Raw genomic sequence first — 26,659 nt, forward strand, 5'->3', positions numbered from 1 at the left:
GCCTGCCTCACTCGACCGTAACAGACTTCGCCAAATTGCGCGGCTTGTCGACGTCGGTGCCTTTTTGCAGGGCCACATGGTAGGACAGTAGTTGCAGGGCCACCGTGTAGACGATCGGTTTGATCACCTCGGGGCAGTGCGGCATGGGCTGCACCTGCACCCGGTCTTCATTGGCGAAGCCCGCCTCGCGATCGGCAAACACGAACAGCTCGCCACCGCGTGAGCGCACTTCTTCCAGATTGGATTTCAACTTTTCCAGCAACTCATCATTGGGTGCCACCGCCACAACCGGCATATCATCGTCTACCAGCGCCAGCGGCCCGTGCTTGAGCTCACCGGCCGGATAGGCCTCGGCATGAATATAGGAAATTTCCTTGAGCTTGAGTGCGCCCTCCATCGCGATCGGGTACTGGATACCGCGGCCCAAAAACAATGCATGTCGCTTGGGTATAAACGCCTCGGAAAGCTTCTGGATCGCGCCGTTTAACTCCAGCGTTTGCCGCACATAATGCGGCAGGTTTTGCAGCGCGTCGATAATCTCTAGTTGACGTTCGTCGGACATGCCACGGCGGCGGCCTAACGCCAAAGTCAGCATCAGCATCGCTACCAGTTGTGTGGTGAAAGCCTTGGTTGATGCCACACCGATTTCAGCACCGGCCCGGGTCAGGAAGACCAGATCACATTCGCGTACCAGAGAACTGTTGTCGACGTTGGCCACCACCAGACTGCCGATAAACTCACCCTCTGTGGCATTGCGCAGCGCCGCTAGCGTGTCAGCCGTTTCACCCGACTGCGAGATCGCGACCAACAGCGTGCCCTCGTGCTGGACACGTTTGCGATAGCGAAACTCGGAGGCCACTTCAACTTCACAACTGATACCGGCGCGCTCCTCTAGCCAATAGCGCGCGACCATACCCGCGTGATAGCTGGTACCGCAAGCTACGATCTGTACATTGGTGACGCGATCAAAGATCGCCGAGGCGCCGTGACCAAAACACTCCTCCACCTGCTGCACATTCTCCGCACCGGCTAACGTTGCTTCGAGCGCGACGGGCTGCTCGAAGATTTCCTTGATCATGTAGTGATCAAAGTCGCCCATGTCGCTGGTTTCCAGCGCCTCCTTGATTCTCGTTGTTGGCCGCTCTATAGCCTCACCGTCGATTGTGCATATCTGGATATTGCCGGGCGTGATCTCTACCAGGTCACCTTCGTCCAGATAGATGAAGCTGTCCGTGACCTGACGCAGGGCCATCTGGTCTGAGGCCAGGAAACTTTCGCCGATGCCGACCCCGACCACCAGCGGGCTGCCCTTACGCGCACCGACCACTGTATGCGGGCTCTCGATATCGATTGCGGCCAGCGCGTAGGCACCCTCCAGTCTGGCGATTGTTTTCTGCATTGCCGCCATCAGCGATGCACCCTGTTGCAGGTGGCTATGCAACAGATGCGCGATCACCTCGGTGTCCGTGGCAGATGCCATTTCATAGCCGTTGGTAATGAGCTCCTCGCGCAGTTCGCCGTGGTTTTCTATGATGCCATTGTGTACTACCGCAACACGGCCGCCCGATGCGTGGGGGTGTGAGTTTTCAGTTGAGGGTTTACCGTGTGTCGCCCAACGTGTGTGGGCAATACCTGTATTGCCGTAATAGGGATGCTGCGCTTGCGCCGCCTCCAATTCTTTGACCTTGCCGTTGCGCTTGTGAATCTGCAGCGCCTGCTCGCCGTTGATGAGGGCCATCCCGGCCGAATCATAACCCCTGTACTCCAGCCTCCTGAGCCCTTCGAGTAGTATTTCTGAAACCTCTCGCCGCGCAGCGGCGGCAACAATGCCACACATAATTAGTCCTTGCTGACCCGTTTGTCAGGGCGCTTCCAGCCCTTGATATTACGCTGACGTGAGCGGCTGACCGCCAGTTCGTCTTTGCCCACTGTCGTCGTCACGGTCGAGCCAGCGGCAACAAAACCCTCGTCTTCAATGCATAGGGGCGCGACGAGTGTGCTGTTCGAACCGACGAAAACTCCATTGCCAATATCGGTCTTGTGTTTGTTAACGCCGTCGTAGTTGCAGGTGATAGTGCCTGCTCCAACATTGACCTGCTCGCCCATATCACAATCGCCGATATAGCTGAGATGATTCACTTTACTACCCGCGCCGATATTCGCTTTCTTGGTTTCGACAAAGTTGCCGATACGCGCGCCGTCCGCCAGTACCGTGCCGGGGCGAAGCCGCGCGAATGGTCCCACACTGCAGGATTTACCCAGTGTTGTTTCCTGCAGATGACTCATTGGGTGTATCACCGTTCCGTCAGCTACCGTAACGTCAGACAGCACACAGTTAGCCCCAACGGATACACCGTTCCCCAGCGTCACGTCGCCTTCGAACACGGCGTTGATATCGATAAAAACCTCTTCCCCGCAAGTCAGGCTGCCGCGAATATCGAGGCGCGTGGCATCGGCGATGCTGACACCCTGCCGCATCAAGTCCTCAGCCAGGCGACGCTGGTACTCCCGCTCCACCTGATTGAGTTGCACGCGGTCATTGACCCCGAGAATCTCCAGCTCGGATTCCGCTGCACAGGACGCTACGCGGTTGCCGTTCTCAACGGCCAGGCGAATGATGTCGGGCAGGTAGTACTCACCCTGCTGATTGTTGTTGTCTACCTTCGGCAGGAAAGACTGAAAATCCCGTGCCGGGGCGGCCAGCAGGCCGGTATTGATCTCGCAAATCTGTCGCTGCTCATCGCTGGCGTCCTTGTCTTCCACCACCCCGATCATCTCGCCGTTGGCATCGCGCAATATTCTGCCGTAGCCGGCGGGGTTCTGCAGGGTAGCGGTAAGCAGCGCAGGGCCATTATCAGCCTGCGCAACCAGGCTTTCCAGCGTCGTTGATCGGGTCAGCGGCACATCGCCGTAGAGCACCAGTACGATGCTATCGTCACCGACTGACGGCAGCGCCTGCATCACGGCATGGCCGGTGCCGAGGCGCTCGGACTGTAACACCCAGTTGATATCATAACCAGCCAGCGCTTGCTGTACCTGCTCGCTGCCATGGCCCGCGACGACATGGAGGGCTTTTGGGGAGAGAGCCTGCGCCGTGTTGATGACGTGCTCTAGCAGCGGCTTGCCGCCTACAGGATGCAATACCTTTGGCAGGCGGGACTTCATACGTGTTCCCTGGCCAGCAGCGAGAATCACGACTTCGAGGTTCATAGCTATAGCATTTCCTTGCGGTTCTGGATGCGTTCTCACGCAACAGGCGACTGGGTAGTTGGAGCGATCATTATGCGCCGCACTGCCGCTGTCGCCAACTGCCCCAGTGTGAAGCACTTATCAACTGGCAAAAAAAACCCCGGAAGTACCGGGGTTTCTTGCGATGCTTGTGCTGGAGTTCCAGCCTAGCCGCGGCCCGAGCGGTTGCGCATTTTGCGCAGGGTAGCCAGCTGCGCAGCGGCCTCGGCCAACTGCGAGGAAGCCCGCCCGTAATCGAAGTCACCCGTCTGATTGGCCAGCGCCTGCTCGGCTTCCTTGCGCGCTTCTTCAGCGGCAGCCTCATCAACATCGTCGGCACGCAGCGCGGTATCGGCAAGAATGGATACAACACCCGGCTGCACTTCCAGAAACCCACCGGAGACGTAAAAAATATGCTCTTTACTGTCCTGGGTAACAATCCGTACAGGGCCCGGTACCAGCGCAGTAAGCAGGGGGGCGTGACCGTAGCTTACGCCCAGCTCACCGAGTTCACCCGTAGCCACCAACACTTCCACCAGACCGGAGTAAATTTCTTCCTCTGCGCTGACGATGTCGCAATGAATAGTCATTGCCATAGTTTTGCCTCTCTAGTCCCGTTGTCGACCTACCGTTGTCGGCTTACAGGTTTTTCGCTTTCTCGACGGCTTCGTCGATGCTGCCAACCATGTAGAAGGCCTGCTCAGGCAAGTGATCGTACTGGCCGGCGAGAATACCCTGGAAGCCCGCGATCGTTTCCTTGAGGGAGACGTATTTACCCGGCGAGCCGGTGAAGATCTCCGCCACATGGAAAGGCTGGGACAGGAAACGTTCGATCTTACGCGCACGTGCCACAGTCTGCTTGTCTTCTTCAGACAGTTCATCCATACCCAGGATGGCGATAATGTCTTTCAACTCCTTGAAGCGCTGCAGTACGGTTTGCACACCGCGAGCGGTTTCATAGTGCTCAACGCCGATCAGCAGCGGGTCCAGCTGGCGCGAGGTGGAGTCGAGTGGGTCAACCGCAGGATAAATACCTTTAGCGGCGATATCACGACTCAATACCACGGTGGAGTCAAGGTGAGCGAAGGTCGTTGCAGGGGAGGGGTCAGTCAAGTCATCCGCCGGTACATAAACGGCCTGAATCGAGGTAATCGAGCCAACCTTGGTAGAAGTAATACGCTCCTGCAGTACACCCATCTCTTCAGCCAGTGTCGGCTGGTAACCCACCGCTGAAGGCATACGACCCAACAGTGCAGATACTTCCGTACCCGCGAGTGTGTAGCGGTAAATGTTATCGACGAACAACAGTACGTCACGGCCTTCATCACGGAATTTTTCAGCCATGGTCAGGCCGGTAAGCGCTACACGCAAACGGTTACCAGGCGGCTCATTCATCTGGCCGTATACCATCGCCACCTTGGAGTTGCTGAAGTTCTCTACGTCAACAACCTTGGATTCCTGCATCTCGAAGTAAAAGTCGTTACCTTCACGAGTCCGCTCACCAACACCAGCGAATACAGACAAACCGGAGTGCTCGGTAGCGATGTTGTTAATCAACTCCATCATGTTCACGGTTTTACCAACACCGGCACCACCGAACAGGCCCACTTTACCACCCTTGGCAAACGGGCAGACCAGGTCGATTACCTTGATGCCTGTTTCCAACAGTTCGTCAGAAGCCGACAGTTCTTCGTAGGTCGGTGCCGCTCGGTGGATAGAGGCGCGCTCTTTTTCACCGATAGGTCCGCACTCGTCAATAGGATTACCCAGTACGTCCATGATGCGGCCAAGTGTTTCTGTACCAACGGGCACGGCAATCGGAGCGCCGGTATTTTCTACCGACAGACCCCGGCTCACACCTTCAGAAGAACCCATGGCGATGGTGCGAACCACACCGTCTCCCAACTGCTGCTGCACCTCAAGGGTCAGGTCCTTCTCGGGTACCTTCAATGCATCGTATACCTTGGGTACAACATCGCGTGGAAATTCCACGTCGATGACGGCGCCAATAATTTGTACGATTCGTCCGCTGCTCATGTCCGGATCCTCTATCTCAAAGTTCAATTCTGTTTGGCTCGGTGCGCCCTGTTGTTGGCGGTTACCGGATACCTTGTCTGTTGTCATACCTGGCTCGTTACGACGCGCTAACCAATAGCTGCCGCACCACTTACGATCTCAGACAGTTCTTGTGTAATAGCGGCTTGTCGGGCCTTGTTGTAAATCAGCTGCAAGTCGTCCATTAACTCGCCGGCATTTTCGGTAGCGTTTTTCATCGCCAACATCCGCGCTGCCTGTTCACACGCGCCGTTTTCCACTACAGCCTGATACACCTGTGATTCGATGTAGCGGGTCAGCAGGCCTTCCAACAACTCTTTGGCGTCGGGCTCGTAGATGTAATCCCAGTGATGCTGCATTTCCTGGCTATCGTCCGCTTCCAGCGGCAGTAATTGTTCTACCGTTGGATTCTGCGTCATCGTATTGACGAACTGGTTACTCACCAGGAACAGGCGATCGATACGCCCTTCTTCGTAGGCATCCAGCATCGCTTTTACACCGCCGATTAAATCCGCCAGTGCAGGCTTCTCACCCAGATCGCGAATCGCTGCAGTCACATTGCCACCGTAGCTGTTGAAAAATGCGGCTGCTTTTGCACCGATCAACGACAGTTCGATTTCGATATCCTGATCGGCCCACTCTTTCATGGCTTTCACAGTGCGCTTGAACAGGTTGATGTTCAAACCACCACAGAGGCCGCGATCAGTGGACACTACGAGGAAACCGACTCGCTTGACCTCGCGCTGCTCCATATACATGTGCCGGTATTCCGGCGCAGCGTTGGCGATATGCCCGACCACTGCTCGCATACGACGCGCATACGGCTTACCCAGTCGCATACGCTCCTGGGCCTTGCGCATTTTGCTCGCCGCGACCATTTCCATCGCGCTAGTGATCTTCTGCGTGCTACGAATGCTCGAGATCTTGGTGCGTATTTCTTTTCCGGCTGCCATTTACTGGTCCTCGGCCTACCAGGTCTGCGTGGCTTTGAAGTTTTCGAGAGCCGCTTTAAAAGTGGCTTCGATCTCATCGTTGTAGTCACCTGTCTCGATAATGCGGTTCATCAGATCACCGTGTTCGGCGCGCATAAAGGACAACAGCGCATGCTCGAAATCACCGATCTTGCTGACGTCGACATCGTTGAGATAGCCTTCGTTTGCGGCGTACAGCATCACGCCCATGTCTGCTGTGCTCTGTGGCGAGTACTGTTTCTGCTTCATCAGTTCGGTAACGCGTTCACCGTGATCGAGCTGGGCTCGCGTCGCGTCATCGAGATCCGATGCGAACTGTGAAAACGCCGCCAATTCACGATACTGCGCCAGTGCGGTTCGAATACCACCGGACAGCTTCTTCATGATCTTGGTCTGGGCAGCACCACCAACCCGTGAAACCGAGATACCGGCGTTCATCGCCGGGCGTACGCCAGCGTTGAACATATCCGCTTCCAGGAAGATCTGGCCGTCGGTAATGGAGATCACGTTGGTCGGTACGAATGCCGATACGTCACCCGCCTGGGTTTCGATCACCGGCAGTGCCGTCAACGAGCCGGTTTTACCCTTTACTTCACCGTTGGTGAAGTTCTCAACATATGTCGCGTTGACGCGAGCCGCACGCTCCAGCAAGCGAGAGTGCAGGTAGAATACGTCACCGGGATACGCTTCACGGCCCGGTGGGCGGCGCAGCAGCAGGGAGATCTGGCGGTATGCCCAGGCCTGCTTGGTGAGGTCATCGTAAATAATCAGGGCATCTTCACCGCGATCACGGTAGTACTCACCCATGGTGCAACCGGCAAACGGTGCAAGATACTGCATCGCCGCGGGATCAGAGGCTGTCGCGGCAACGACGATGGTGTGCTCCATAGCACCATGTTCTTCCAGTTTGCGCACTACGGCAGCAACAGAAGACGCTTTCTGGCCAATCGCGACGTAGACACATTTAATGCCCGAGCCTTTCTGGTTGATGATGGCATCCACCGCGATCGCCGTTTTACCGATCTGACGGTCACCGATGATAAGCTCACGCTGTCCACGACCGATGGGTACCATCGCATCAACTGCTTTGAGGCCGATCTGTACCGGCTGATCAACAGATTGACGCGCGATAACACCGGGCGCCACTTTTTCGAGTGCGTCGGTAAGCGCTGCATTGATCGGGCCCTTGCCATCAATTGGTGTACCCAGTGCATCGACCACACGTCCCTGCAGCTCGGGGCCAACCGGCACCTCCAGGATACGACCTGTGCAGCGACAGGACTGTCCTTCTGCCAAACCTTTGTAGTCACCCAGAATAACTGCACCGACAGAGTCGCGCTCCAGGTTCAGCGCCATACCGTATATGCCGCCGTCAAATTCAATCATCTCACCGTACATCACGTCAGCGAGGCCGTGAATACGGATGATGCCGTCAGTCACCGATACAACGGTACCGACGTTACGCGCTTCCGAACTGACATCGAGCTGGTCGATGCGGCGCTTGATGATTTCGCTAATCTCTGATGGATTCAGTTGCTGCATGCTCTAATCCTCAATCCTAAGTCTGTATGTCTAGGAATTCATTGCTGCAGACAGCTTGTTCAGCCGCCCACGTATGGAGCCATCGATCACCAGATCACCGGCCCTGATTAATACACCACCCAGCAGATTCCTATCAGTGGAGGTGCGAACTTCTACTTCGCGTTCCAGTTTTTTACCCAGTACCGCTGCCAGTTTGTCCCGTACATCACCTGCCAGATCGAAGGCAGAAACCACTTCGACATCGACAGTTTTTTCCTGATTGGCTTTGTACTGTGCGAACAGGGTATAAATTTGCGGCAATAACGCCAGGCGCTTGTTGGCAGCGAGAACCGCTATAAAATTACGCGCTTGGGCGTCCAGTGCGTCACCGCACACATCGCTAAGCATTTTGGCCTGTTGCTCGGCCGTCAATGAAGGATCATTGAGCGCCGCCTCCAACGCCTTGTCCGACGCAACCGCTGCAGCGGTTGCCAACTGCTCGGCCCATTGCGACAACTGCTTGCTGTCACGGGCATACTCGAAAGCAGCTTTGGCGTAGGGTCTTGCTAGTGTGCTTAATTCAGCCATAGCTTCCTCGCCCTAGAGCTCTGCAGCCAGTTTGTCGACCAGTTCAGTGTGTGCTGCCTGATCGATTTCCGCACCCAGAACTTTTTCCGCCCCAGCCAGTGCCAACGCTGCAACCTGACCTCGAAGCTGTTCCTTGGCACGATTGGATTCCTGCTCTATTTCCGCCTGCGCTGCCGCCTTGACGCGGTCTGCTTCAACCACAGCAGCCTGCTTGGCTTCTTCTACAAGCTGAGTACCGCGTTTGTTAGCCGCATCGACAATGCTTGCCGCTTCATGCTTGGCTTCTTTCAGGCGTTCTACCGCCTTCTCCTGGGCCAGCTCAAGATCGTGACTGGCTCGGTCAGCCGCAGCCAGACCATCAGCTATCTTCTTTTCCCGCTCTGCCATGGCAGCCAACAGCGGCGGCCACACGTACTTCATGCAGAACATGACAAAGCAGACAAAGGCGATCATCTGCCCGATAAGCGTAAGATTAATATTCACGCCGTGCTCCTCACAGATTATGAAGGGCCGTACTCATGACGGCCCCATTCCTGTCGGCGGTTGAATTAACCCGCGACAACGAAAATCAAGTACATAGCGATACCAACACCGATAATGGGGATCGCGTCTACCAGGCCAGCGCCCAGGAAGAAGGTCACCTGCAGTTTAGGAGCCAGTTCAGGCTGGCGGGCAGAACCCTCGATGAGCTTGCCACCCAACAGACCAACACCTATCGCGGCACCCAGACCACCCAATCCCATCATGAGGGCGGCAGCAATGTAGATTAATTCAGGCATTTTTTTCTCCTAGCGTTAAATTAAGCAAAGCTTAAAAGTTAAAGTAAATCAGTGGTCTTCATGGGCCATGCTGAGATAGACGATCGTCAGCACCATAAAGATAAAGGCTTGCAGAGGGATTACCAGCAAGTGGAATATGCCCCAAGCAACTTGCAACAATCCCGCTGGTACCATCCACAGCGCTCCGGCGCTGAACAGGGCTGCAATCAGGATAAAGATCATCTCACCAGCATAGAGGTTGCCGAATAGCCGCAGACCCAGTGAGAATGGCTTGGCCAGCAAGCCTACGATTTCCATAAAGAGGTTCACCGGAATAAATGCCCAGTGATTGAAGGGGGTCATGCTCAGTTCCTTGACGAAACCAAAGCCTTTTACCTTTATCGAATAGTACAGCATCAGGATAAAGACGCCCACGGCCATACCCAGCGTGATGTTTGGGTCTGTGGAGGGCACAATTTTCTGGAAATGCACACCGAAGACCACTTCGAGGAACTTTGGAACCAAATCTATTGGCACCAGATCCATCAGGTTCATCAACAGAACCCAGACAAAAACCGTCAGCGCTAGCGGCGCTATCAGCTTGTTTTGCCCGTGGAAGGTATCGCGCACGGTGTTGTCTACAAACTCAACAACCATTTCAACGCCGTTTACCAGACCGCTTGGAACACCGGATTCCGCTCTTTTTGCGACACTGCGGAATATCCAGCAAAACACAATACCCAGGCCTATCGACCACATCATGGAGTCGACATGAATGGCGTAAAAGCCCATTGCTGCCGCTTCGGCGCCGCCGTCGGCGAAAACCCACGCCCCATCGGGACCAATCAGGGTACCGTCTGCGCGCTCGAAACCGCCGGGCAACTTACCAAATGTCAGGTTAGTCAGGTGGTGAGTAATGTATTCAGAAACAGTTGGGGTTGAGCCTGCCATCTATCAAAACACTCGCGTCTATCTATTTCCGTTGGTTGCGTGTCAGCAACATCCAACTACCTGTAATTTGAGTCACCAGCATCGTCAGGTAACCCGCGAACACTGCTGGGCCGTGTATCGGCCGTACTAATGCAAACACCAGTGCAAAACCGGCTATGCTCAGCAGGAACTTGCCCAGCACTCCGGCGTAGCTGGATCGGGCAATTTCTTTTGCTGATTGCGCTCCTCGCCACCTGAAGGCGAGCATCGCGAAATAAGCCTGAGGCACAATGGCGATCAAACCACCACAAAGCACCGAGTACGCCACAACCTCATTAACCGCGAGCATTCCAAGGCTGAGCAAGCCAAGTAGCGCCAGTTGTGCCAGGGTAATACGGTGAACCGGAGGGCGTGCTATTTCAGCACCAGTCATCAGCGCCTCACAATTCGTCCCCTCATCACGAACATCTTCGGGGTTCTTACTCGATTCGGGCGCGCATTATAGGGGGATTACAGGGCCGGTTCAACCAGCAGTTGCCTGCAATCTCAATAAATATTGGCGCAGTTCGCGACATTTTCACCACTAAATTTTGCCCGCTCAGAACGACTTGCGAGCGCCATACTGCATGTTGTATCTACGGGAAATCGGACTACTAGATCATGTGGTCAGGAGGGCTTTCCGGTCATCTCGCCCGGATGGCGATCGGGGTCATCGCGGGCTACAAAAAACTCAAAAGCGCGAGTTATTTGATATGACGCAGTATGCCGTCGAGCTCATCCAGGCTGTTATAGGACAACACCAGCTTTCCGCGGCCTTTGGGGCTGTGCACAATGGTGACTGCGGCGCCGAGGCGCTGCGACAAATCATCCTGTAAATGCCGGATATTGGGATCGAGCTGCTTACTCTGCGCTGGTTGTGGCTTTTCGGCCAACAGATTGCGCACCAGCGCTTCTGTCTGGCGCACTGTCATCCCCTTGCCGACCACCGTGCGAGCCGCTTGGGACTGCTTGACCCCTTCCAGTCCGAGCAGCGCGCGCGCATGGCCCATCTCCAAATCCCCGTGCTCAACCAGCCTGCGCACATCTTCCTGCAGTGTCATCAAACGCAGCAAATTTGCGACGGTAGAACGGGATTTGCCCACAGCTGTGGCCACTTCCTGTTGCGTCAGTTCAAATTCCTGTTGCAGGCGCGCCAGTGAAGCGGCCTCCTCAATGGGGTTGAGGTCTTCGCGCTGGATATTCTCGATCAGCGCCATCGCGATGGCTGCCTGATCCGACACATCTCGCACAACTGCGGGTATCACATCCAGCCCGGCCAGTTGCGTTGCGCGCCAGCGGCGCTCGCCGGCAATGATTTCATATTTCTTGTCGGATATGGGTCGCACTACAATCGGCTGCATCACACCCTGAGCGATGATGCTGTCGGCCAGTTCGCGCAGGGATTCGGGCTCCATGTCGCGTCGCGGCTGGTATTTGCCACGCTGTATCAGATCAACGGGCAGCTCACGCAAGCGTTCGCCTGCGGCAGCAGCTGTGACCCCGCCTTCGGGCACAGGTAGTTCGGCAGCGGTCGGCTGTGCGGCCTTGCCCGCACCCAGCAACGCATCCAGGCCGCGACCCAAACCCCGTTTTTTAGCAGACATCGACGTTCTCCGGTTTCTCAGGCTTTAACATATCAGCTCACAGTGGCGTGGCCAGGCTGCTGTGCAACCTGCTGCTCCCAACGCCGGATAATCTCTCCGGCCAGTGCCATATATGCCTTGGAGCCACGGGAATACTTATCGTAATACATGGCCGGCACACCATGGCTGGGCGCCTCCGCCAGGCGCACATTGCGCGGCACAACCGTGCGATACACCTTTTCACCGAAATGCGCGCGCAACTGGGAAGATACATCTGTGGTGAGACTATTCCGCGGATCGTACATGGTGCGCAGTATGCCCTCTATCTGCAGTTTGCCATTGATGGTCTCGGCCACACCCTCAATAGTGCGCACCAGTGCTGCCAGACCCTCCAGTGCAAAATACTCGCACTGCATTGCGATAATAACGCCATCGGCCGCCGCCAGTGCATTGATTGTCAGCATATTTAGCGAAGGGGGGCAGTCGATCAGTACATAGTCGTACTGCCCGGCAACACCGGACAGCGCCGAGCGCAGCCTGCGCTCGTTGTGTTCGATGGACAACATTTCCACTTCTGCAGCCGTCAGGTCGCCATTGGCGGGCAGCACGTCGAAGCCGCTTTCGCCTGCGGGGAGAGTGGCCTGCTGAACCGGCAGCTGATGCACCAGCACATCGTAAATACTTTGTTGAATATCGTACTTGTCGATACCACTGGCCATGGTGGCGTTACCCTGCGGGTCGAGGTCGATCAGCAACACCCGCTGTTTCATCGCAGCCAGTGATGCGGCCAGGTTGACGCAGGTTGTGGTCTTGCCCACACCGCCTTTCTGGTTCGCTATCGCGAGTATTCTGGTCAATGTAATGCCTCTGGCAAAGTTGTCACTGTGGACGTATGCACTGCTATCGTGCGAGCACCACCAGGTGTCGCTGTTCATCCAGCCCCGGTACGCGCAGCGGGTAGATCGCATGTTCCGGATATTCCGTTATCACCGGTGCCAACTCCTCAGTGGGAAGCTGTCCTTTCATGGCCAGAAAGCAACCATCGGGGGTCAACAGGTGGCGGCAACCTTGCACCATATCCTGCAAAGATGCAAAAGCGCGCGACAGCACCGCATCGAATAGCTCTGCAGCGCGAAACGCTTCTACGCGTGCGTGGTGCACAGTCATATTATCCAAGCCAAGCGCTGTTTTCACCTGAAAAAGAAACCGTGTCTTCTTGCCGTTGCTGTCCAGCAAATGGAACTCGCGCTGCGGGAACAGTATCGCCAGAGGCACTCCCGGCAAACCAGCGCCAGTGCCGACATCGATCAGCCGCTGCACATTGATAAACGGTGCGATAGCCAGGCTGTCCAGCAGGTGGCGCGTCACCATCTGCGATTCATCGCGCACGGCTGTTAGATTGTAGGCTTGATTCCACTTGGCCAGCAGTGCCAGATAATCGAGTAACTGCTGTCGCTTGGTAGGATCGACAGCCAATTCAAGATCATCGCAACCCTGCTGCAACAGCGAAGTGAGCTGTGACTCCAACTCAGGCCAGCTTGCGTCGGTTGTCGGGATCGTGCTGATCGCCATCCTGCTGAGATTCAGCAGGGAAGGCGCCGCGCTTTTTGAGGTAGATAAGCAGCAGGGAGATTGCCGCGGCTGTTACACCCGGCACGCGGCCGGCACGCGCAAGCGTGTCTGGACGCGCCGCAGCCAACTTCTGTTTCACCTCATTGGACAGGCCGTCTACCGCGTTGTAATCCAGATCGGGGGGCAGCAGTGTGTTTTCATTGCGCCGCAGACGCGCAATATCTTCCTGCTGTCGATCGATATAGCCGGCATACTTGGCCTGTATTTCCACCTGCTCGGTAGCCTGAGGATCGGACACCGGCTCCCCGACCAGACCGGCGAGATCGGCGTATTGCAGTTCCGGGCGTTTCAACAACTCTGCCAGCGAGTACTCCCTGGCTATCGGGTTCTTCAATTTTCCTGCCAATGCCTCGGCCTGCGGAGTATTGGGGTGAATCCAGCTGGTGGCCAGACGGGTAGTTTCCTGCGCAATAGCCTCGCGCTTCTGTTCAAACCGGAACCAGCGCTCATCATCCACCAAGCCCAATGTCCGACCTTTTTCCGTCAGGCGTAAATCAGCGTTATCCTCGCGCAGCAACAAGCGGTATTCGGCACGGGACGTGAACATCCGGTACGGCTCCTGTGTACCCATGGTAATCAGGTCATCCACCAACACACCGATATAGGCTTCATCACGGCGCGGACACCAGGGGTCGTCGCCGCGCGCTGCCAGCGCCGCATTCAAGCCCGCCAACAATCCCTGCGCAGCGGCTTCTTCATAACCAGTGGTGCCGTTGATCTGCCCGGCAAAATACAGCCCCGGCAAAGCTTTGGTTTCCAGCGAAGCACTGAGATCACGCGGGTCAAAAAAATCGTATTCGATAGCGTAACCGGGCCGCGTGATATGGGCATTTTCAAAGCCCTTGATAGAGTGCACCAGATTCACCTGCACATCAAAAGGCAGGCTGGTGGAAATACCGTTGGGGTACAACTCGCTCGTCGTCAGGCCTTCGGGCTCGATAAACACCTGATGGGAGTTTTTATCGGCAAAGCGGTGAATCTTGTCCTCGATACTGGGGCAGTACCGCGGACCCACGCCCTCTATCACTCCTGAGTACATTGGCGAGCGATCAAGGCCACCGCGAATGATGTCATGTGTCTGCTCATTGGTATACGTCACCCAGCAACAGCGCTGCTCCGGATGTTCTGCAGTGCTGCCCAGATAGGACATTACCGGTTCCGGCGTATCACCCCACTGCTCCTCGAGATCGCTGAAATCGACACTGCATGCATCGATTCTTGGCGGGGTACCGGTTTTCAGGCGCTCAACACGGAAGGGCAGCTCGCGAAGACGCTGCGCTAACGCAATGGACGGCGGATCTCCCGCTCGGCCCCCGGCACTGTTCTCCAGGCCGATGTGGATTTTGCCGCCGAGAAAAGTCCCGGTGGTAAGCACCACGCGCGGTGCACGGAACACTAGACCCATCTGGGTGATAACACCCGCGATACGCCCGTTTTCAATCAGCAGATCATCAACCGGTTGTTGAAAGATCGATAGATTGGGCTGTGATTCCAGAATCTGGCGAATCGCATTGCGGTAGAGCACCCGATCCGCCTGGGCCCGTGTGGCACGCACGGCCGGCCCTTTGCGCCGATTCAGCACCCGAAACTGTATTCCCGCCCGATCAGTGGCTCGCGCCATGGCACCACCAAGGGCATCTATTTCCTTTACCAGATGGCTTTTGCCGATACCGCCGATAGCTGGATTACACGACATCTGCCCCAGCGTATCCACGCTGTGCGTCAGCAGCAGTGTTCGACAACCGATACGCGCGGCAGCAAGGCTCGCCTCGGTACCGGCGTGGCCGCCTCCGATCACGATGACTTCAAATTGCTGTTCGTATTCCACTTGCGGCCTCACTTGCCAAACGGACACTGTTTTGCGGGGCGGCGATTATACGCAGGCAATGGCTTTTGTTCAAAATTTGTTCGATAGCCATCAATGCCTGTTCTGGCAGTGGGCTGCATCACTTCGCAGCCAGTCGCGCCTCGCACCAGCTTAAAACGTCATTCAAGACTTGTACCCGCTCCGGTTCGTTAAAAATCTCGTGGTACAGCTGCGGGTAAATTTTTAGGGTCTTGTCGCTGGAACTGATATGTTCCTGCAAAAAGCGTGAGCCCTGTGGCGAGGTCATTGCATCCTCGCCACCGTGCAGAATGAGCATAGGTAAGGTTATGGCGGATGCCCCCGCCTGCACCCCGTGCATTCCCGCAAAAAGTTCGCGCAACATGCGCGCCGACATCTTGCCGTGATACACCAGCGGGTCGGCTATGTAGTCTTTGACAACAGCGGGGTCGCGGCTCACGCCTGCAGCATCAAGTTTAAGCATGCCGAGGCGCGGCAGCAGCAGCGCCAGCAGACGTAGCACCGTCATTTGTATGAACCCGGGTTCCAGCTCTGTCTTGATGGCAGCGCCGGACAGTACCGCGCCGGCAAACTCTGCCTGATGGCTCATCAGATAGTTGCAGGCTATCAGCCCGCCCATACTGTGTCCCAGGAGTATTATTGGGACACCGGCAAACTGTGCGGAAATCTGCCGGTGAAATACTCTCAGGTCATCCAGATAATCCGCAAATGCATCGACGTGTCCTGGAACACCTTCAGAATAGCCGTGCCCGTTATGATCCAACGCCGCCACCACGAAGTTATGCCCGGTGAAAAATTGCGCCACCGCTCTATAGCGTGCGCTGTGTTCTCCTGCGCCATGGGCTAACAGCAGAACAGCCTTCGGCGCCACTTCCGGAGCCCAACACTGAAAGTAGATTGAACGCCCACCCGAACCGGTAAACCTGCCATCACTGTGCTTCATTTTTACGCCATTTCCCGACTTTACTTTCGCTTGTCACTGTCGCCTCTATTTAGGTAGCATGAGGTGCGTAGTATAAAAATTAAAGTAAGGGAGTCAGAATATGTCCGAATTCTTTGCTCTTCCCCCTACGATTGGCCTTGTCGGCCTCATCATCGCCTTCATCATCTATCACATTATGGTACGCCACAATCACGGCGATGGTCTTGTAAAAGACATCGGCGATCAGATCCATCTTGGCGCAATGGTATTTATGCGTCGCGAATATTCCATGCTGTCGTTGTTTGCACTGGTCATTCTGGTGGCTATTTTTGTGTCTCCACTGGGAATCAACACCGCCATTGCCTTTCTCGCTGGAGCATTATCCTCCGCTACTGCGGGTTATCTGGGTATGTTTGCTGCAACTAAAGCCAATGTCCGCACGGCGGTCGCCGCACACACACACGGTCAGGGAATGGCGCTGTCAATCGCCTTTTACGGTGGTTCGATTATGGGCTTGTGCGTCGCTGCGCTGGGTCTGGTCGGGCTCGGTGGCGTATACTGGTACTTCAGCGGCGATGCGGACACCATGCATGCCATTCACGGTTTTGGTATGGGGGCATCGGTGGTAGCGCTGTTCTCTCGGGTCGGCGGTGGTATTTTCACCAAGAGTGCCGATGTCGGTGCTGATCTGGTCGGTAAAATTGAAGCCGGCATTCCCGAGGATGACCCGCGCAACCCCGGTGTCATCGCCGACAATGTCGGCGACAACGTAGGCGATATCGCCGGCATGGGGTCAGATATTTTCGAGTCCTATTGCGGCTCGATGATTGCCTGTATTGCGATCGCTGCAACTTCTGCTCTCGACACCCGTGCTGCGATGATGTTCCTGCCGCTATCGCTGGCCAGTATCGGCTTGCTCGCATCGGTCTGTGGTATCGCTATTGTGCGCGCCAGATCTGGTTCCGAACCTGAAGTCGCACTGCGTACTGGCACCATGCTCGCGCCAGTCATTTTCGCGATCGCGGCCTGGTTCCTGATCGCCGCAATGGATCTGGATAGCAATATCTGGTGGTCCGTTATCAGCGGCGCCGTGGGCGGTGTTGCAATAGGCTTGATCACAGAATACTACACTGGGGGAGCACCCGTTCGAAAAATAGCCAAATCCGGAGAGACCGGCGCGGCTACCGTAATGATCACCGGTCTCGCGGTAGGTATGCAGTCTGTTGTATTACCGATTCTGTGTATCGCGGCTATCATTTTCATCTCGACAGGACTGTCGGGTTTATACGGCGTGGGAATTGCCGCTGTCGGCATGCTGGCTACCGTGGGTATCACCATGGCAATTGATGCTTACGGGCCCGTCGCTGACAACGCGGGCGGTATCGCTGAAATGGCCGGCATGGGTGAGGACACCCGCAAGATTACCGATGGCCTCGACGAGGTAGGCAACACCACAGCGGCCATTGGCAAAGGGTTTGCGATCGGCGCTGCTGCGTTGGCAGCGCTGGCAATCATCGCAGCGTTTGTCGAGACTGTGGAGTCGCATAATCAGGGCTTCCATCTGGAACTTACAGATCCCATGGTTCTGGTGGGTATGTTTATCGGCGGCACCATCCCGTTTCTGATCGCGGCCATTACCATGACAGCGGTAGGTGAGGCAGCATTCGATATGATCAATGAGATCCGCCGCCAGTTCCGGGAAATCCCCGGATTGCTTCAAGGTACCGCAAAACCCGACACAGCGAAGTGTGTCGATATTGCAACTACTGCGGCACTGCGCAAAATGATATTGCCCGGAGTGATCGCTGTCGCTGCTCCGGTTGTCGTGGGTTTTGGGCTCGGTGCTACGTCTCTGGGTGGTATGCTCGGCGGCGCCCTGCTTGCCTGTGTACTAATGGCATTGATGATGGCCAACGCCGGTGGTGCCTGGGACAACGCGAAAAAATATGTCGAAAAAGGAAACCTCGGCGGCAAGGGCTCTGATACACACGCGGCCGTCGTCGTCGGGGATACTGTGGGTGATCCCTTCAAAGACACATCCGGTCCATCCATGAATATCCTGATCAACGTAATGGCGATCGTCAGTCTGGTGATAGCACCGTTGCTATAGCTGGATTTCACTGATATCTCACTGGGTTTTCGGACTCACACAACAATAATCAGAACAGGACACAAACGATGGCTCGTTGGAAGCGCAAGGAACTGGAGAAGGCATTCGACAAATATCAGGCGGCGGCACTCACCGGTGCTAGGACCAGGAACTGGTCGGATTGGGCAAACTGTTTCACCGAAGACGCCAGCTATTTTGAACACCACTATGGCCGCTTCTGGGGGCGTGAAACCATTCTGAACTGGATCACCAAAACCATGAATGAATGGCCCGCCAGCGAGATGACTGCGTTTCCGATTACCTGGTATTCCATTGATGAGGAGAAGGGTTGGATAATCTGCGAGGTGATGAACCGCATGGCAGACCTGGGTGACGGCAAGATCTACCAGGAACCCAATATCACCATTTTGCACTACGCGGGAAATGGCCTGTTCAAGTACGAAGAGGATGCTTACAACCCACACAATATGGGTGTCACTATCGGTGCCTGGATCGAGGCCAGGAAAAAGCTGGAGGCAGCGAAAGACTAATCGGCAAAGCGTTCATCGCTTTTCTATGGGATGTGCACCACAGTGCGCGGAATCCACCCGACGTGAATATGCGAACCTATTGTCTTAAGCATCGATGAATTCAAGTGTAAAGGCAAGTGGAGGGTGCTGACCTCGTAACAAGCCGTTCAAACCGTCGAGGAGAAGGGCTCACTGCATTTGGTATCGGTAGCAGGGGAGTTGTCCTGAAGTCTGCCAAACGTTCTCTGCGGCTGTTTGAGAGCCGTGTGAGACCTGATCTCTAAACAACTCCCGCGGACGGCCCATCAATATTTATTCAGTCTAATGTTTCACAGCTCACATTGATCTCTTCGCCCGGCAAATGGAACAGTAATACTGCGATTGAATAATTTGTTGTCTCGCTTTTGGGAGAGCAGTGGTGGTGGTCGCCCCGAACCTCTCTTATCAAATATATATTTAGTTATTTATATATAGATATATCTTAGGTTTATTGTAGTAATTATTATTAGGGACGCTGTTTCTTGTGGAGAAGCCGATTTTATTGAATGGAATCAGCAGTTTATTGTGATGAAAAGTCATAGGAAAGAGACTGTAACAGGTGGGTGGAAGCCGTGGTTAAGGCGTGTATCGAATGGCTTTCTGTGTGGATATATTTCTGCCCTTTGAATGCACTGTGAATAACAGATGAATCTATGCGCGCGTCATACAGGTCATGCAAAGGTTTTGTACACAGGGGGGAAATTTAACCGCAGCGAATCGTGTTTAGCTGTGTATATTCTCTGCATATTTTGTCGATGAATAAAAGGTGCTGTATAGCCTGTTGAAAAAGTGTTCGCATCCAGTGACATAACTCTGTGTATAAATCATTTCCCAATACAGAAGCTGGAAAAAATTGCTCCCAATAATTCATCACTACTGACCATGCCTGTAATTTCACCCAGGCTTTGTTGGCAAAGCCGCAAATCCTCTGCGAGTAATTCACCTGCACCGGAATCCAGTAATTGGGATTGGCCGTTCAGCAGGAAGGTTCTGGCCTGGTCGAGAGCATTTAGATGCCTGCGCCTGGCACTAAAGTTTCCGTTTGCGGATTCGTTATAGCCCATGCATGTTTTCAGGTGTTGTTTTAGGAGTTCCAGGCCCGCGCCAGTCTTCGCTGACAGATGAATGATGGACGTGTCATTATGTTGTGTTACGGCGGGTGGTTGCTCGGTAAGATCACATTTGTTGCTCGCGATAGTAACCGGGATATCGCGTGTCGTCTGCCGACTTTCGAGCGGTTGTAATATTGTGGTGCCAAAGACCTCATCGATATTTTCGCTGCTGTCCACGACCAACAATATACGGTCGGCGGATTCTATTTCTGTCCAGGCGCGGCGTATGCCTTCCTGTTCTATCTCGTCATCACTGTCGCGCAGACCTGCGGTGTCAACAATATGCAGTGGCATCCCATCTATTTGTATACGCTCTCTAAGGACATCACGCGTGGTGCCTTCTATTGCGGTAACGATGGCGGTTTCCTGCCCGGAGAGTGCATTGAGTAAACTGGATTTACCGGCATTGGGTTTTCCGGCAATGACCAGTTTCATACCTTCCTGCAATAGACTGCCTTGCCGGGCTTCATCCGCTACGGTGTTAAACTGTTGGATAATCGCATCGAGCTGCGATTGCACCTGACTGTTGTTGAGGAAATCGATTTCTTCTTCGGGAAAATCGATAGCCGCTTCGACGAAGATTCGCAGTTCGGTCACTTGTGTTACCAGTGTATTGATCTTGCTGGAAAACGCGCCCTGCAGTGATCGGCTGGCATTCAGCGCAGCTTTTTCGGTCGAACTGTTGATCAGGTCTGCAATGGCTTCGGCCTGAGCCAGATCAATTTTGTTATTGAGGAAAGCACGCTGTGAGAATTCACCCGGCGCGGCTTGACGGGCGCCAAGCTCACAGGTTTCGCGAACAATGAGGTCAAGCATTACCGGGCCGCCATGAGCCTGTAGTTCTATAATATCTTCACCCGTGAAAGAGTTCGGTGCTGGAAAATACAGCGCAATACCTGTATCCAGTGTGTGACCTGATTTGGCGCAAAAAGAACGGTAATGCGCGTGGCGTGGTTGCAGAGTACTCCCAGTGATTGCCTCAGCGATGGGCAGAGCCCGTTCACCAGATAAGCGGATAATCCCAATACCCCCGGGACCCGGCGCCGTAGCAATCGCAACAATGGTGTCCTGCTCCACAGCGGCCTCTTTACACCAGAATTACCTGGTCTCCTGTATTGTGACTAACGGCTTCGCAGCACCTGACTAGGCTTTGGCACCTGCTTTTTCTATTTGCCGGGTAATGTAATATTGCTGGGCCATGGACAGCAGGTTGTTAACCACCCAGTACAGTACCAATCCCGCCGGGAACCAGAGGAAAAAGAATGTAAACATCACTGGCATCCACTGCATGATTTTCGCCTGCATTGGATCGGGTGGTGGAGGGTTCAGCTTCTGCATAAAGTACATGCTGGCACCCATGATCAGCGGCAGTACGAAATAGGGATCCATTACCGACAGATCCTTGATCCACAGAATGAAGGGCGCCTGTCGCAATTCAACGCTTTCCATCAGCATCCAGTACAAACCGATAAAGACCGGCATTTGCACAAGGATAGGAAGGCAACCACCCATCGGGTTGATCTTCTCTTTTTTGTATAACTCCATCATGGCCTGGGATTGTTTTTGTTTGTCGTCCGCATACTGTTCACGCAGCGCCACCAGCTTCGGTTGAACGCGGCGCATATTTGCCATGGATCGGTAAGAAGCAGCAGATAATTTAAAGAAGGCGGCTTTTATCAGTACTGTCAGCAGAATAATAGCGACACCCCAGTTGCCTACCAGTGCATGAATTTCTGTGAGCAGCCAGAATAACGGTTGTGCTATCCACCACAGGAAGCCGTAATCGACACTGAGGTCAAGGTAGGGTGAAATTTCTTCGAGCCGATATTGGTCTTTTGGTCCGGCGTAGAATTCTGCGCCGATGATGCCGGATTTACCCGGATCGAGTACGAGTGGAGGGCTGGTAAATCCTGCGATATTGAAACCGGACGAGGTTACGCGAGCACTGTAGTTGTAGGTTTGATCAGGATTGGGTATCCATGCACTGAGGAAGTAATGTTGAATCATTGCGATCCAGCCGCCGGGCAACTGGGCTTTAAATGGCTCCTCCGCAAGATCCTCAAACGTGAACTTGGTGAACCTGTCATCCGGTTGTGTAACCGCAACCCCAAGGAAAGGTTGCATGCCCATCATATTGCTGCTTGCTGAGGGTGGCGGACCATTGCCTCGTTTAATCTGGCCGAACAAATTGGCCTGCCATCGCTGGTTGCTGTTATTTTCAACCAGGAAGTCTACTTTGACCAGGTAGTCTCCGCGCGTGAGCGTCAGTCGCTTGGTGACTTTGACATTGTCATCGCCACGCCAGTGCAAATCCACCACCAGTTGTTCCTGGCCATCTTCAAGCGTGTATCTTGGTGCCGATGTACTGTATAGCGCGCGACCGTCGCTATCGATACCGTTGTTGCCGATCAGTCCGCTTTGCGCGACATAGACCAGTTGGCTGTTATCTTCCAGCAGCACATATGGCTTGTTGGGGTTATCGAGTTCAGCGAGATACTTTGGCAGAGACAGTTCAATAATATCTCCACCTTGCAGATCGACTGCCATTTGCAGAACGTCGGTGTATATCTGGATGATAGTATCGTTGTTGTCCTGTGCTGCTGGTGTGGTAACTGCAGTGGTGTTGTCGTCCGGCGCTATCGGAATATCGTCTGCGGTCGTCGCAGATGTACTTTGATTGGAATTGGGTAAATCTGATGTTCCATTCTCTGCAGCCGGATTCAGCCTGGAGGCCTCATGCACAGTAGAGGCGGCTTTTTCGGCATCAGAAAATGCGACCCACTCCGTGAGAAGCATGAAAGAGAGTACGCCTATGGCGCCAATGAGCAGTGTGCGTTGCAAATCCATAATATGTGGGTATCTGTGACTAGTGAGAGTGCGAACAGGGCGGTACTGGATCTTCACCACCCTCGTGCCAGGGGTGGCAGCGGCATATGCGCTTTACTGCCAGGTAGCTGCCTTTAAGTACACCGTGTGTTGCTATCGCTTCCTGAGCATACGTGGAACAACTGGGGTAGAAACGACAATTGTCCCCCATGAAGGGACTGAGGCAGGCTTTGTAGCAGGAGATAGTAAAGATCAACAGACGACGCATTAGGAGTCCTGACTGATATCTTGTGTGGCTTTATTGACGTGGCGAATCAATTTTTGCCACTGCTGCAGCAATATAGAGGATAGCTCGTCATTATCCAACTGCCCCATACCTCGTCTGGCTAACAGCACTACATCCATCGGGGGAGCGCCAGCGGGTAAATTGCGGAAAAACTCCCGGGCAACCCGTTTTATTCGATTGCGCTGTACGGCCAATCGAACATTTTTTTTGGCTATAACCAAACCCAGGCGATGCCTGGGTCCTGTGTTGATTCTTGCCAGTAGCAATAGGTGCTTATGTGAGGCTCGCGCGTCTGGAGCCTCAAAAACTCTGCCGTAGTCGGCGGCGTTGAGTAAGCGCTTTGCTTTGCTGAAGCTGGTGTCAGTGACCTGGCCGCCCAATCTGCAACTCTAGGCAGACAGACGCTTGCGACCTTTGGCCCGACGGCGGTTCAAAACATCACGTCCACCTTTTGTGGCCATTCGTGAACGAAAACCGTGTGTACGCTTGCGTTTTAATACGCTGGGTTGAAATGTTCTTTTCATAGCTGGGTTCCAGGGAATCAGAGTGAGCGGGAGTTAACCAGTGCGCTACTAATACAACGCGGTACATCCCGGCCCGAAAAAAGGTTGGCTATTCTATGTAAATGCGCTGTCTAATTCAACGTCTATCAGAGTCTTTTTCTATGTGCGCTTGGCAGCGGCCCGGAGTCGTTATCGGATAGAAAAACAGTCTCATTTTCTTGCCTTTCACGGTGAGGCATAAATACAGTAAATACGCGACTTTACAGCATCAGCCCACATCTTCTCACAAAGATATTAACAAGTTATCCACAACAATAACTATTCCTGTGAGTTGTTTGTTGTGTTGGTTATAAAATGCTCATATTGAAGTTAAGATACTGAAATAACTAATAAAATAATTTTTCATCCCACAGGTTTTATTTGTGGATAACTGGGGTAAACAGCGGTATGATGCGCATATTCGCCCGGTACATTGGCCGGGCTATAAAAGAAGTATTATCATATATTCGTTTACGAGAAGCCCGGGTTCCCTACCCAGCTTTAAGGGGTTACTTTTGCCTGAAGCCGTGTGGCAGGAATGCGTCAATCGCCTGAGAGATGAGCTGCCCTCGCAGCAGTTCAATACCTGGATTCGTCCACTGCAGGCAAGCGCGAATGATCATTCCCTGACACTTTTCGCGCCAAATCGATTCATCAAGGATTTCGTGGCCGAAAAGTATTCCGAGAGAATTTTCGAACTGATTAGGGAATTTCGCCCCGAAGCGCGCTTGGAAGTCGCGCTGGAGATTGGCGCTGCCAGTCAGGCCCGCGCTGCTGAGCTTGAGATCCCGCAAAACACACAGCCCACACAAACGCCGTCAATACCTGTGATTCAAAGTGTGGTGCAAAAGCCTCCTGCGGCCATTATCGGTGCAACACCTGATGCAGTCGAAAGGCGGGCTGTGTCTTTATCCAATTCTCCTCATAAAGTAGAGGTAGAGGGTTCCTTGCAACACTCTCACCATCTTTTCGAGAATTACACCTTCGGCAGTTTCGTAGAAGGTAAATCCAACCAACTCGCACTGGCTGCGGCGCAGCAAGTTGCAGAGAACCCCGGAAACTCTTACAACCCGTTGTTTTTATATGGTGGTGTCGGGTTAGGGAAAACGCATTTAATGCACGCGGTAGGTAATGCGCTTAAGCAGCAAAACCCCGAAGCGAAGGTGGTTTACCTGCATTCGGAGCGCTTTGTCGCCGATATGGTAAAGGCGCTACAGTTGAACGCAATCACCGATTTCAAACGCTATTATCGGTCGGTAGATGCGCTGTTGATTGACGATATCCAGTTTTTCGCCAAGAAAGACCGGTCACAGGAGGAGTTTTTCCATACGTTCAACGCGCTGCTGGAAGGCGGTCAGCAAATGATTCTGACCTGTGATCGCTATCCGAAGGAGATTGACGGATTGGAGGAGCGGCTTAAATCTCGATTCGGTTGGGGCCTTACAGTCGCTGTTGAGCCTCCAGAACTGGAAACGCGCGTAGCCATCCTAATGAAAAAGGCCTCTGAGGCCAATATCGATCTGCCTCCGGACGCGGCATTTTTCATCGCGCAACGTATTCGTTCGAATGTCAGAGAACTGGAAGGAGCACTCAAAAGAGTTATAGCAAGTGCGCGCTTTGTCGGACGCTCTATTGATATAGACCTTATTAAGGAAAGCCTGAAAGACTTGCTCGCTCTCCAGGCGAGACAAGTCAGCATGGATAATATCCAACGTACCGCTGCAGAGTATTACAAGATTAAAATAGCAGATATGATGTCACGTCGGCGTAGCCGTTCGGTGGCCAGGCCACGTCAGATGGCCATGGCTTTATCAAAGGAACTGACCAACCATAGCCTGCCGGAGATCGGGGATAGTTTTGGAGGCAGAGATCACACGACAGTTCTGCACGCATGTCGTAAAATCAAGGAACTTCGGGAAACAAACTCTGATATTAGGGAAGACTACAAAAACCTGCTCAGAACACTGACTACTTGAAGTCTAAACATTGGTTTACAGCACTAGCGTATGTGAAGGGAAAACACGTCTATGAAGTTCAGTATTTCACGGGATAGCTTGGTTAAATCCTTAAATCTCGTGGCGGGCGTGGTTGAACGCCGCCAAACCTTACCAATTCTCGCAAATGTGCTACTTGTTCTGGAGGATGACGTTCTCTCCCTGACCGGTACGGATTTAGAGGTGGAACTGGTCGGCCGACTGCAACTGGCGGCTGCCGGAGAGTCCGGTGAAATTACCGTCCCGGCGCGCAAGCTGCTGGATATTTGTAAATCACTGCCCGAGGGCAGCGATATCGATATAACAGCAAAAGACAATAAAGTATCAGTGAAATCCGGGCGCAGCCGTTTCACACTCTCTACTCTGCCAGCCAGGGAATTTCCGAATGTTGAGGACAGCATCGGCACCCACCAGTTTACGCTGAAACAGGGGCAGTTGGCTCGACTGATAGATCGAACCGGTTTTGCCATGGCGCAACAGGATGTACGCTATTACCTGAATGGTATGCTGTGGGAGATCGATGACAAACAGCAGTTGCGCGTAGTGGCAACTGACGGGCATCGATTGGCGATGTGTACGCTGCCCGAGATTGTCAAAGTTAACGGTGACGGTCCCACGCAAGTGATACTTCCGCGAAAGGGCGTATTGGAGCTTGGTCGCCTGTTGATGGACGAAGACGAAGAAATTGCCATTGTTATCGGCAGCAACCACATACGAGCGGTGACAGCCAACTTCACATTTACTTCAAAGCTAGTTGACGGCAAGTTCCCCGATTATCAGCGCGTTTTACCGCGGTCTCCTGACAAGATACTGATGGGCTCGCGTCAGGAGCTGCGCCAGGCCTTTACCCGCACCGCGATTCTATCCAATGAAAAGTATCGTGGTGTGCGTTTGAAGCTCACCCGGGACACACTGGATATTGTCGCCAACAACCCGGAACAGGAGGAGGCGGAAGAGACGGTTTCTGTTGATTTTGCGGGAGATCCCCTCGAGATCGGGTTCAATGTAAGCTATTTACTCGACGTTTTAGGTGTGCTCAGTGGCGATCAGGTCAAGCTTTCACTGGCAGATCCCAACAGCAGTGCTCTGCTGGAGGAGTCAGAAGCGGACGACTCTCTCTACGTTGTTATGCCTATGCGCCTGTAAGGCTGAAGGCACCCATTAAACG

25 protein-coding genes are annotated in these 26,659 nt (G+C 54.0%); 4 read left to right on the top strand and 21 right to left on the bottom strand.

Going from position 1 to position 26,659, the window contains the following annotated elements; genetic code table 11:
• Positions 1-7: 7 nt before the first annotated feature.
• The 16 genes from glmS to AC0L6S_RS16740 form a co-directional block, all read right to left on the bottom strand.
• The gene (gene glmS / locus AC0L6S_RS16665; RefSeq protein WP_473425235.1) at positions 8-1,837 is read right to left on the bottom strand and encodes a glutamine--fructose-6-phosphate transaminase (isomerizing); all 1,830 of its coding nucleotides are present in this window, start codon (positions 1,835-1,837) and stop codon (positions 8-10) included.
• Between the two features lie 2 nt (positions 1,838-1,839).
• Complete coding sequence (gene glmU, locus AC0L6S_RS16670) at positions 1,840-3,210, bottom strand: bifunctional UDP-N-acetylglucosamine diphosphorylase/glucosamine-1-phosphate N-acetyltransferase GlmU (RefSeq protein ID WP_473425236.1); 1,371 nt, start codon at positions 3,208-3,210, stop codon at positions 1,840-1,842.
• Positions 3,211-3,395: 185 nt separating this feature from the next.
• Entirely contained in the window at positions 3,396-3,824 is a 429-nt protein-coding gene (locus AC0L6S_RS16675; protein WP_473425237.1) for a F0F1 ATP synthase subunit epsilon, read from the bottom strand.
• 43 nt (positions 3,825-3,867) lie between these two features.
• Positions 3,868-5,265 carry a F0F1 ATP synthase subunit beta gene (gene atpD / locus AC0L6S_RS16680; RefSeq protein ID WP_473428630.1) on the bottom strand — a complete coding sequence of 466 codons (1,398 nt, stop codon included), beginning with the start codon at positions 5,263-5,265 and terminating at the stop codon, positions 3,868-3,870.
• A 107-nt stretch (positions 5,266-5,372) separates the two neighbouring features.
• Positions 5,373-6,236, bottom strand: a complete 864-nt coding sequence (atpG, locus tag AC0L6S_RS16685; protein WP_473425238.1) for a F0F1 ATP synthase subunit gamma — start codon at positions 6,234-6,236, stop codon at positions 5,373-5,375.
• 15 nt (positions 6,237-6,251) lie between these two features.
• Positions 6,252-7,796, bottom strand: a complete 1,545-nt coding sequence (gene atpA, locus AC0L6S_RS16690) for a F0F1 ATP synthase subunit alpha (RefSeq protein WP_473425239.1) — start codon at positions 7,794-7,796, stop codon at positions 6,252-6,254.
• Positions 7,797-7,826: 30 nt separating this feature from the next.
• Positions 7,827-8,363, bottom strand: coding sequence for a F0F1 ATP synthase subunit delta (locus AC0L6S_RS16695; protein ID WP_473425240.1), 537 nt, complete (start codon positions 8,361-8,363; stop codon positions 7,827-7,829).
• Positions 8,364-8,375: 12 nt separating this feature from the next.
• On the bottom strand, positions 8,376-8,846 hold the full coding sequence (locus tag AC0L6S_RS16700; protein WP_473425241.1) for a F0F1 ATP synthase subunit B: 471 nt from the start codon (positions 8,844-8,846) through the stop codon (positions 8,376-8,378).
• Between the two features lie 65 nt (positions 8,847-8,911).
• Positions 8,912-9,142: a F0F1 ATP synthase subunit C gene (gene atpE, locus AC0L6S_RS16705; protein WP_159170314.1), complete on the bottom strand. Its 231-nt coding sequence runs from the start codon at positions 9,140-9,142 to the stop codon at positions 8,912-8,914.
• A gap of 48 nt (positions 9,143-9,190) precedes the next feature.
• Positions 9,191-10,072: a F0F1 ATP synthase subunit A gene (gene atpB, locus AC0L6S_RS16710; RefSeq protein WP_473425242.1), complete on the bottom strand. Its 882-nt coding sequence runs from the start codon at positions 10,070-10,072 to the stop codon at positions 9,191-9,193.
• A 22-nt stretch (positions 10,073-10,094) separates the two neighbouring features.
• On the bottom strand, positions 10,095-10,484 hold the full coding sequence (locus AC0L6S_RS16715) for an ATP synthase subunit I (RefSeq protein ID WP_473425243.1): 390 nt from the start codon (positions 10,482-10,484) through the stop codon (positions 10,095-10,097).
• 310 nt (positions 10,485-10,794) lie between these two features.
• On the bottom strand, positions 10,795-11,694 hold the full coding sequence (locus AC0L6S_RS16720) for a ParB/RepB/Spo0J family partition protein (RefSeq protein WP_473425244.1): 900 nt from the start codon (positions 11,692-11,694) through the stop codon (positions 10,795-10,797).
• Positions 11,695-11,726: 32 nt separating this feature from the next.
• Complete coding sequence (locus tag AC0L6S_RS16725) at positions 11,727-12,530, bottom strand: ParA family protein (RefSeq protein ID WP_473428632.1); 804 nt, start codon at positions 12,528-12,530, stop codon at positions 11,727-11,729.
• A 43-nt stretch (positions 12,531-12,573) separates the two neighbouring features.
• A complete protein-coding gene (gene rsmG / locus AC0L6S_RS16730) occupies positions 12,574-13,245 on the bottom strand; it encodes a 16S rRNA (guanine(527)-N(7))-methyltransferase RsmG (protein ID WP_473425245.1) in 672 nt (223 codons plus the stop codon).
• Positions 13,202-15,133, bottom strand: a complete 1,932-nt coding sequence (mnmG, locus tag AC0L6S_RS16735) for a tRNA uridine-5-carboxymethylaminomethyl(34) synthesis enzyme MnmG (protein WP_473425246.1) — start codon at positions 15,131-15,133, stop codon at positions 13,202-13,204. Before mnmG ends, rsmG begins: the two co-directional genes overlap by 44 nt.
• A 118-nt stretch (positions 15,134-15,251) precedes the next feature.
• Positions 15,252-16,094 (bottom strand): lysophospholipase, encoded by an 843-nt coding sequence (locus AC0L6S_RS16740; RefSeq protein WP_473425247.1) that lies wholly within the window; start codon positions 16,092-16,094, stop codon positions 15,252-15,254.
• Between the two features lie 100 nt (positions 16,095-16,194).
• On the opposite strand from AC0L6S_RS16740, the gene AC0L6S_RS16745 reads away from it, so the two are divergent.
• On the top strand, positions 16,195-18,183 hold the full coding sequence (locus tag AC0L6S_RS16745) for a sodium-translocating pyrophosphatase (protein WP_473425248.1): 1,989 nt from the start codon (positions 16,195-16,197) through the stop codon (positions 18,181-18,183).
• A 68-nt stretch (positions 18,184-18,251) separates the two neighbouring features.
• A complete protein-coding gene (locus AC0L6S_RS16750) occupies positions 18,252-18,713 on the top strand; it encodes a nuclear transport factor 2 family protein (RefSeq protein ID WP_473425249.1) in 462 nt (153 codons plus the stop codon).
• Between the two features lie 842 nt (positions 18,714-19,555).
• Here the strand turns inward: AC0L6S_RS16750 and mnmE are convergent.
• The 5 genes from mnmE to rpmH form a co-directional block, all read right to left on the bottom strand.
• Positions 19,556-20,920, bottom strand: coding sequence for a tRNA uridine-5-carboxymethylaminomethyl(34) synthesis GTPase MnmE (gene mnmE, locus AC0L6S_RS16755; RefSeq protein ID WP_473425250.1), 1,365 nt, complete (start codon positions 20,918-20,920; stop codon positions 19,556-19,558).
• A gap of 66 nt (positions 20,921-20,986) precedes the next feature.
• Entirely contained in the window at positions 20,987-22,690 is a 1,704-nt protein-coding gene (yidC, locus tag AC0L6S_RS16760; protein ID WP_473425251.1) for a membrane protein insertase YidC, read from the bottom strand.
• Between the two features lie 19 nt (positions 22,691-22,709).
• Entirely contained in the window at positions 22,710-22,937 is a 228-nt protein-coding gene (yidD, locus tag AC0L6S_RS16765) for a membrane protein insertion efficiency factor YidD (protein WP_473425252.1), read from the bottom strand.
• Positions 22,937-23,335, bottom strand: a complete 399-nt coding sequence (gene rnpA / locus AC0L6S_RS16770; RefSeq protein WP_473425253.1) for a ribonuclease P protein component — start codon at positions 23,333-23,335, stop codon at positions 22,937-22,939. The genes yidD and rnpA overlap by 1 nt, the downstream gene beginning before the upstream one ends.
• 9 nt (positions 23,336-23,344) lie before the next feature.
• A complete protein-coding gene (rpmH, locus tag AC0L6S_RS16775) occupies positions 23,345-23,479 on the bottom strand; it encodes a 50S ribosomal protein L34 (protein ID WP_473425254.1) in 135 nt (44 codons plus the stop codon).
• A gap of 533 nt (positions 23,480-24,012) precedes the next feature.
• On the opposite strand from rpmH, the gene dnaA reads away from it, so the two are divergent.
• Together dnaA and dnaN are read left to right on the top strand one after the other, a co-directional pair.
• On the top strand, positions 24,013-25,473 hold the full coding sequence (gene dnaA, locus AC0L6S_RS16780) for a chromosomal replication initiator protein DnaA (protein WP_473425255.1): 1,461 nt from the start codon (positions 24,013-24,015) through the stop codon (positions 25,471-25,473).
• Positions 25,474-25,524: 51 nt separating this feature from the next.
• Positions 25,525-26,637 (top strand): DNA polymerase III subunit beta, encoded by a 1,113-nt coding sequence (dnaN, locus tag AC0L6S_RS16785; protein WP_473425256.1) that lies wholly within the window; start codon positions 25,525-25,527, stop codon positions 26,635-26,637.
• Positions 26,638-26,659 lie beyond the last annotated feature (22 nt).

The sequence above is a fragment of the Halioglobus sp. D3-4 genome (assembly GCF_055809315.1).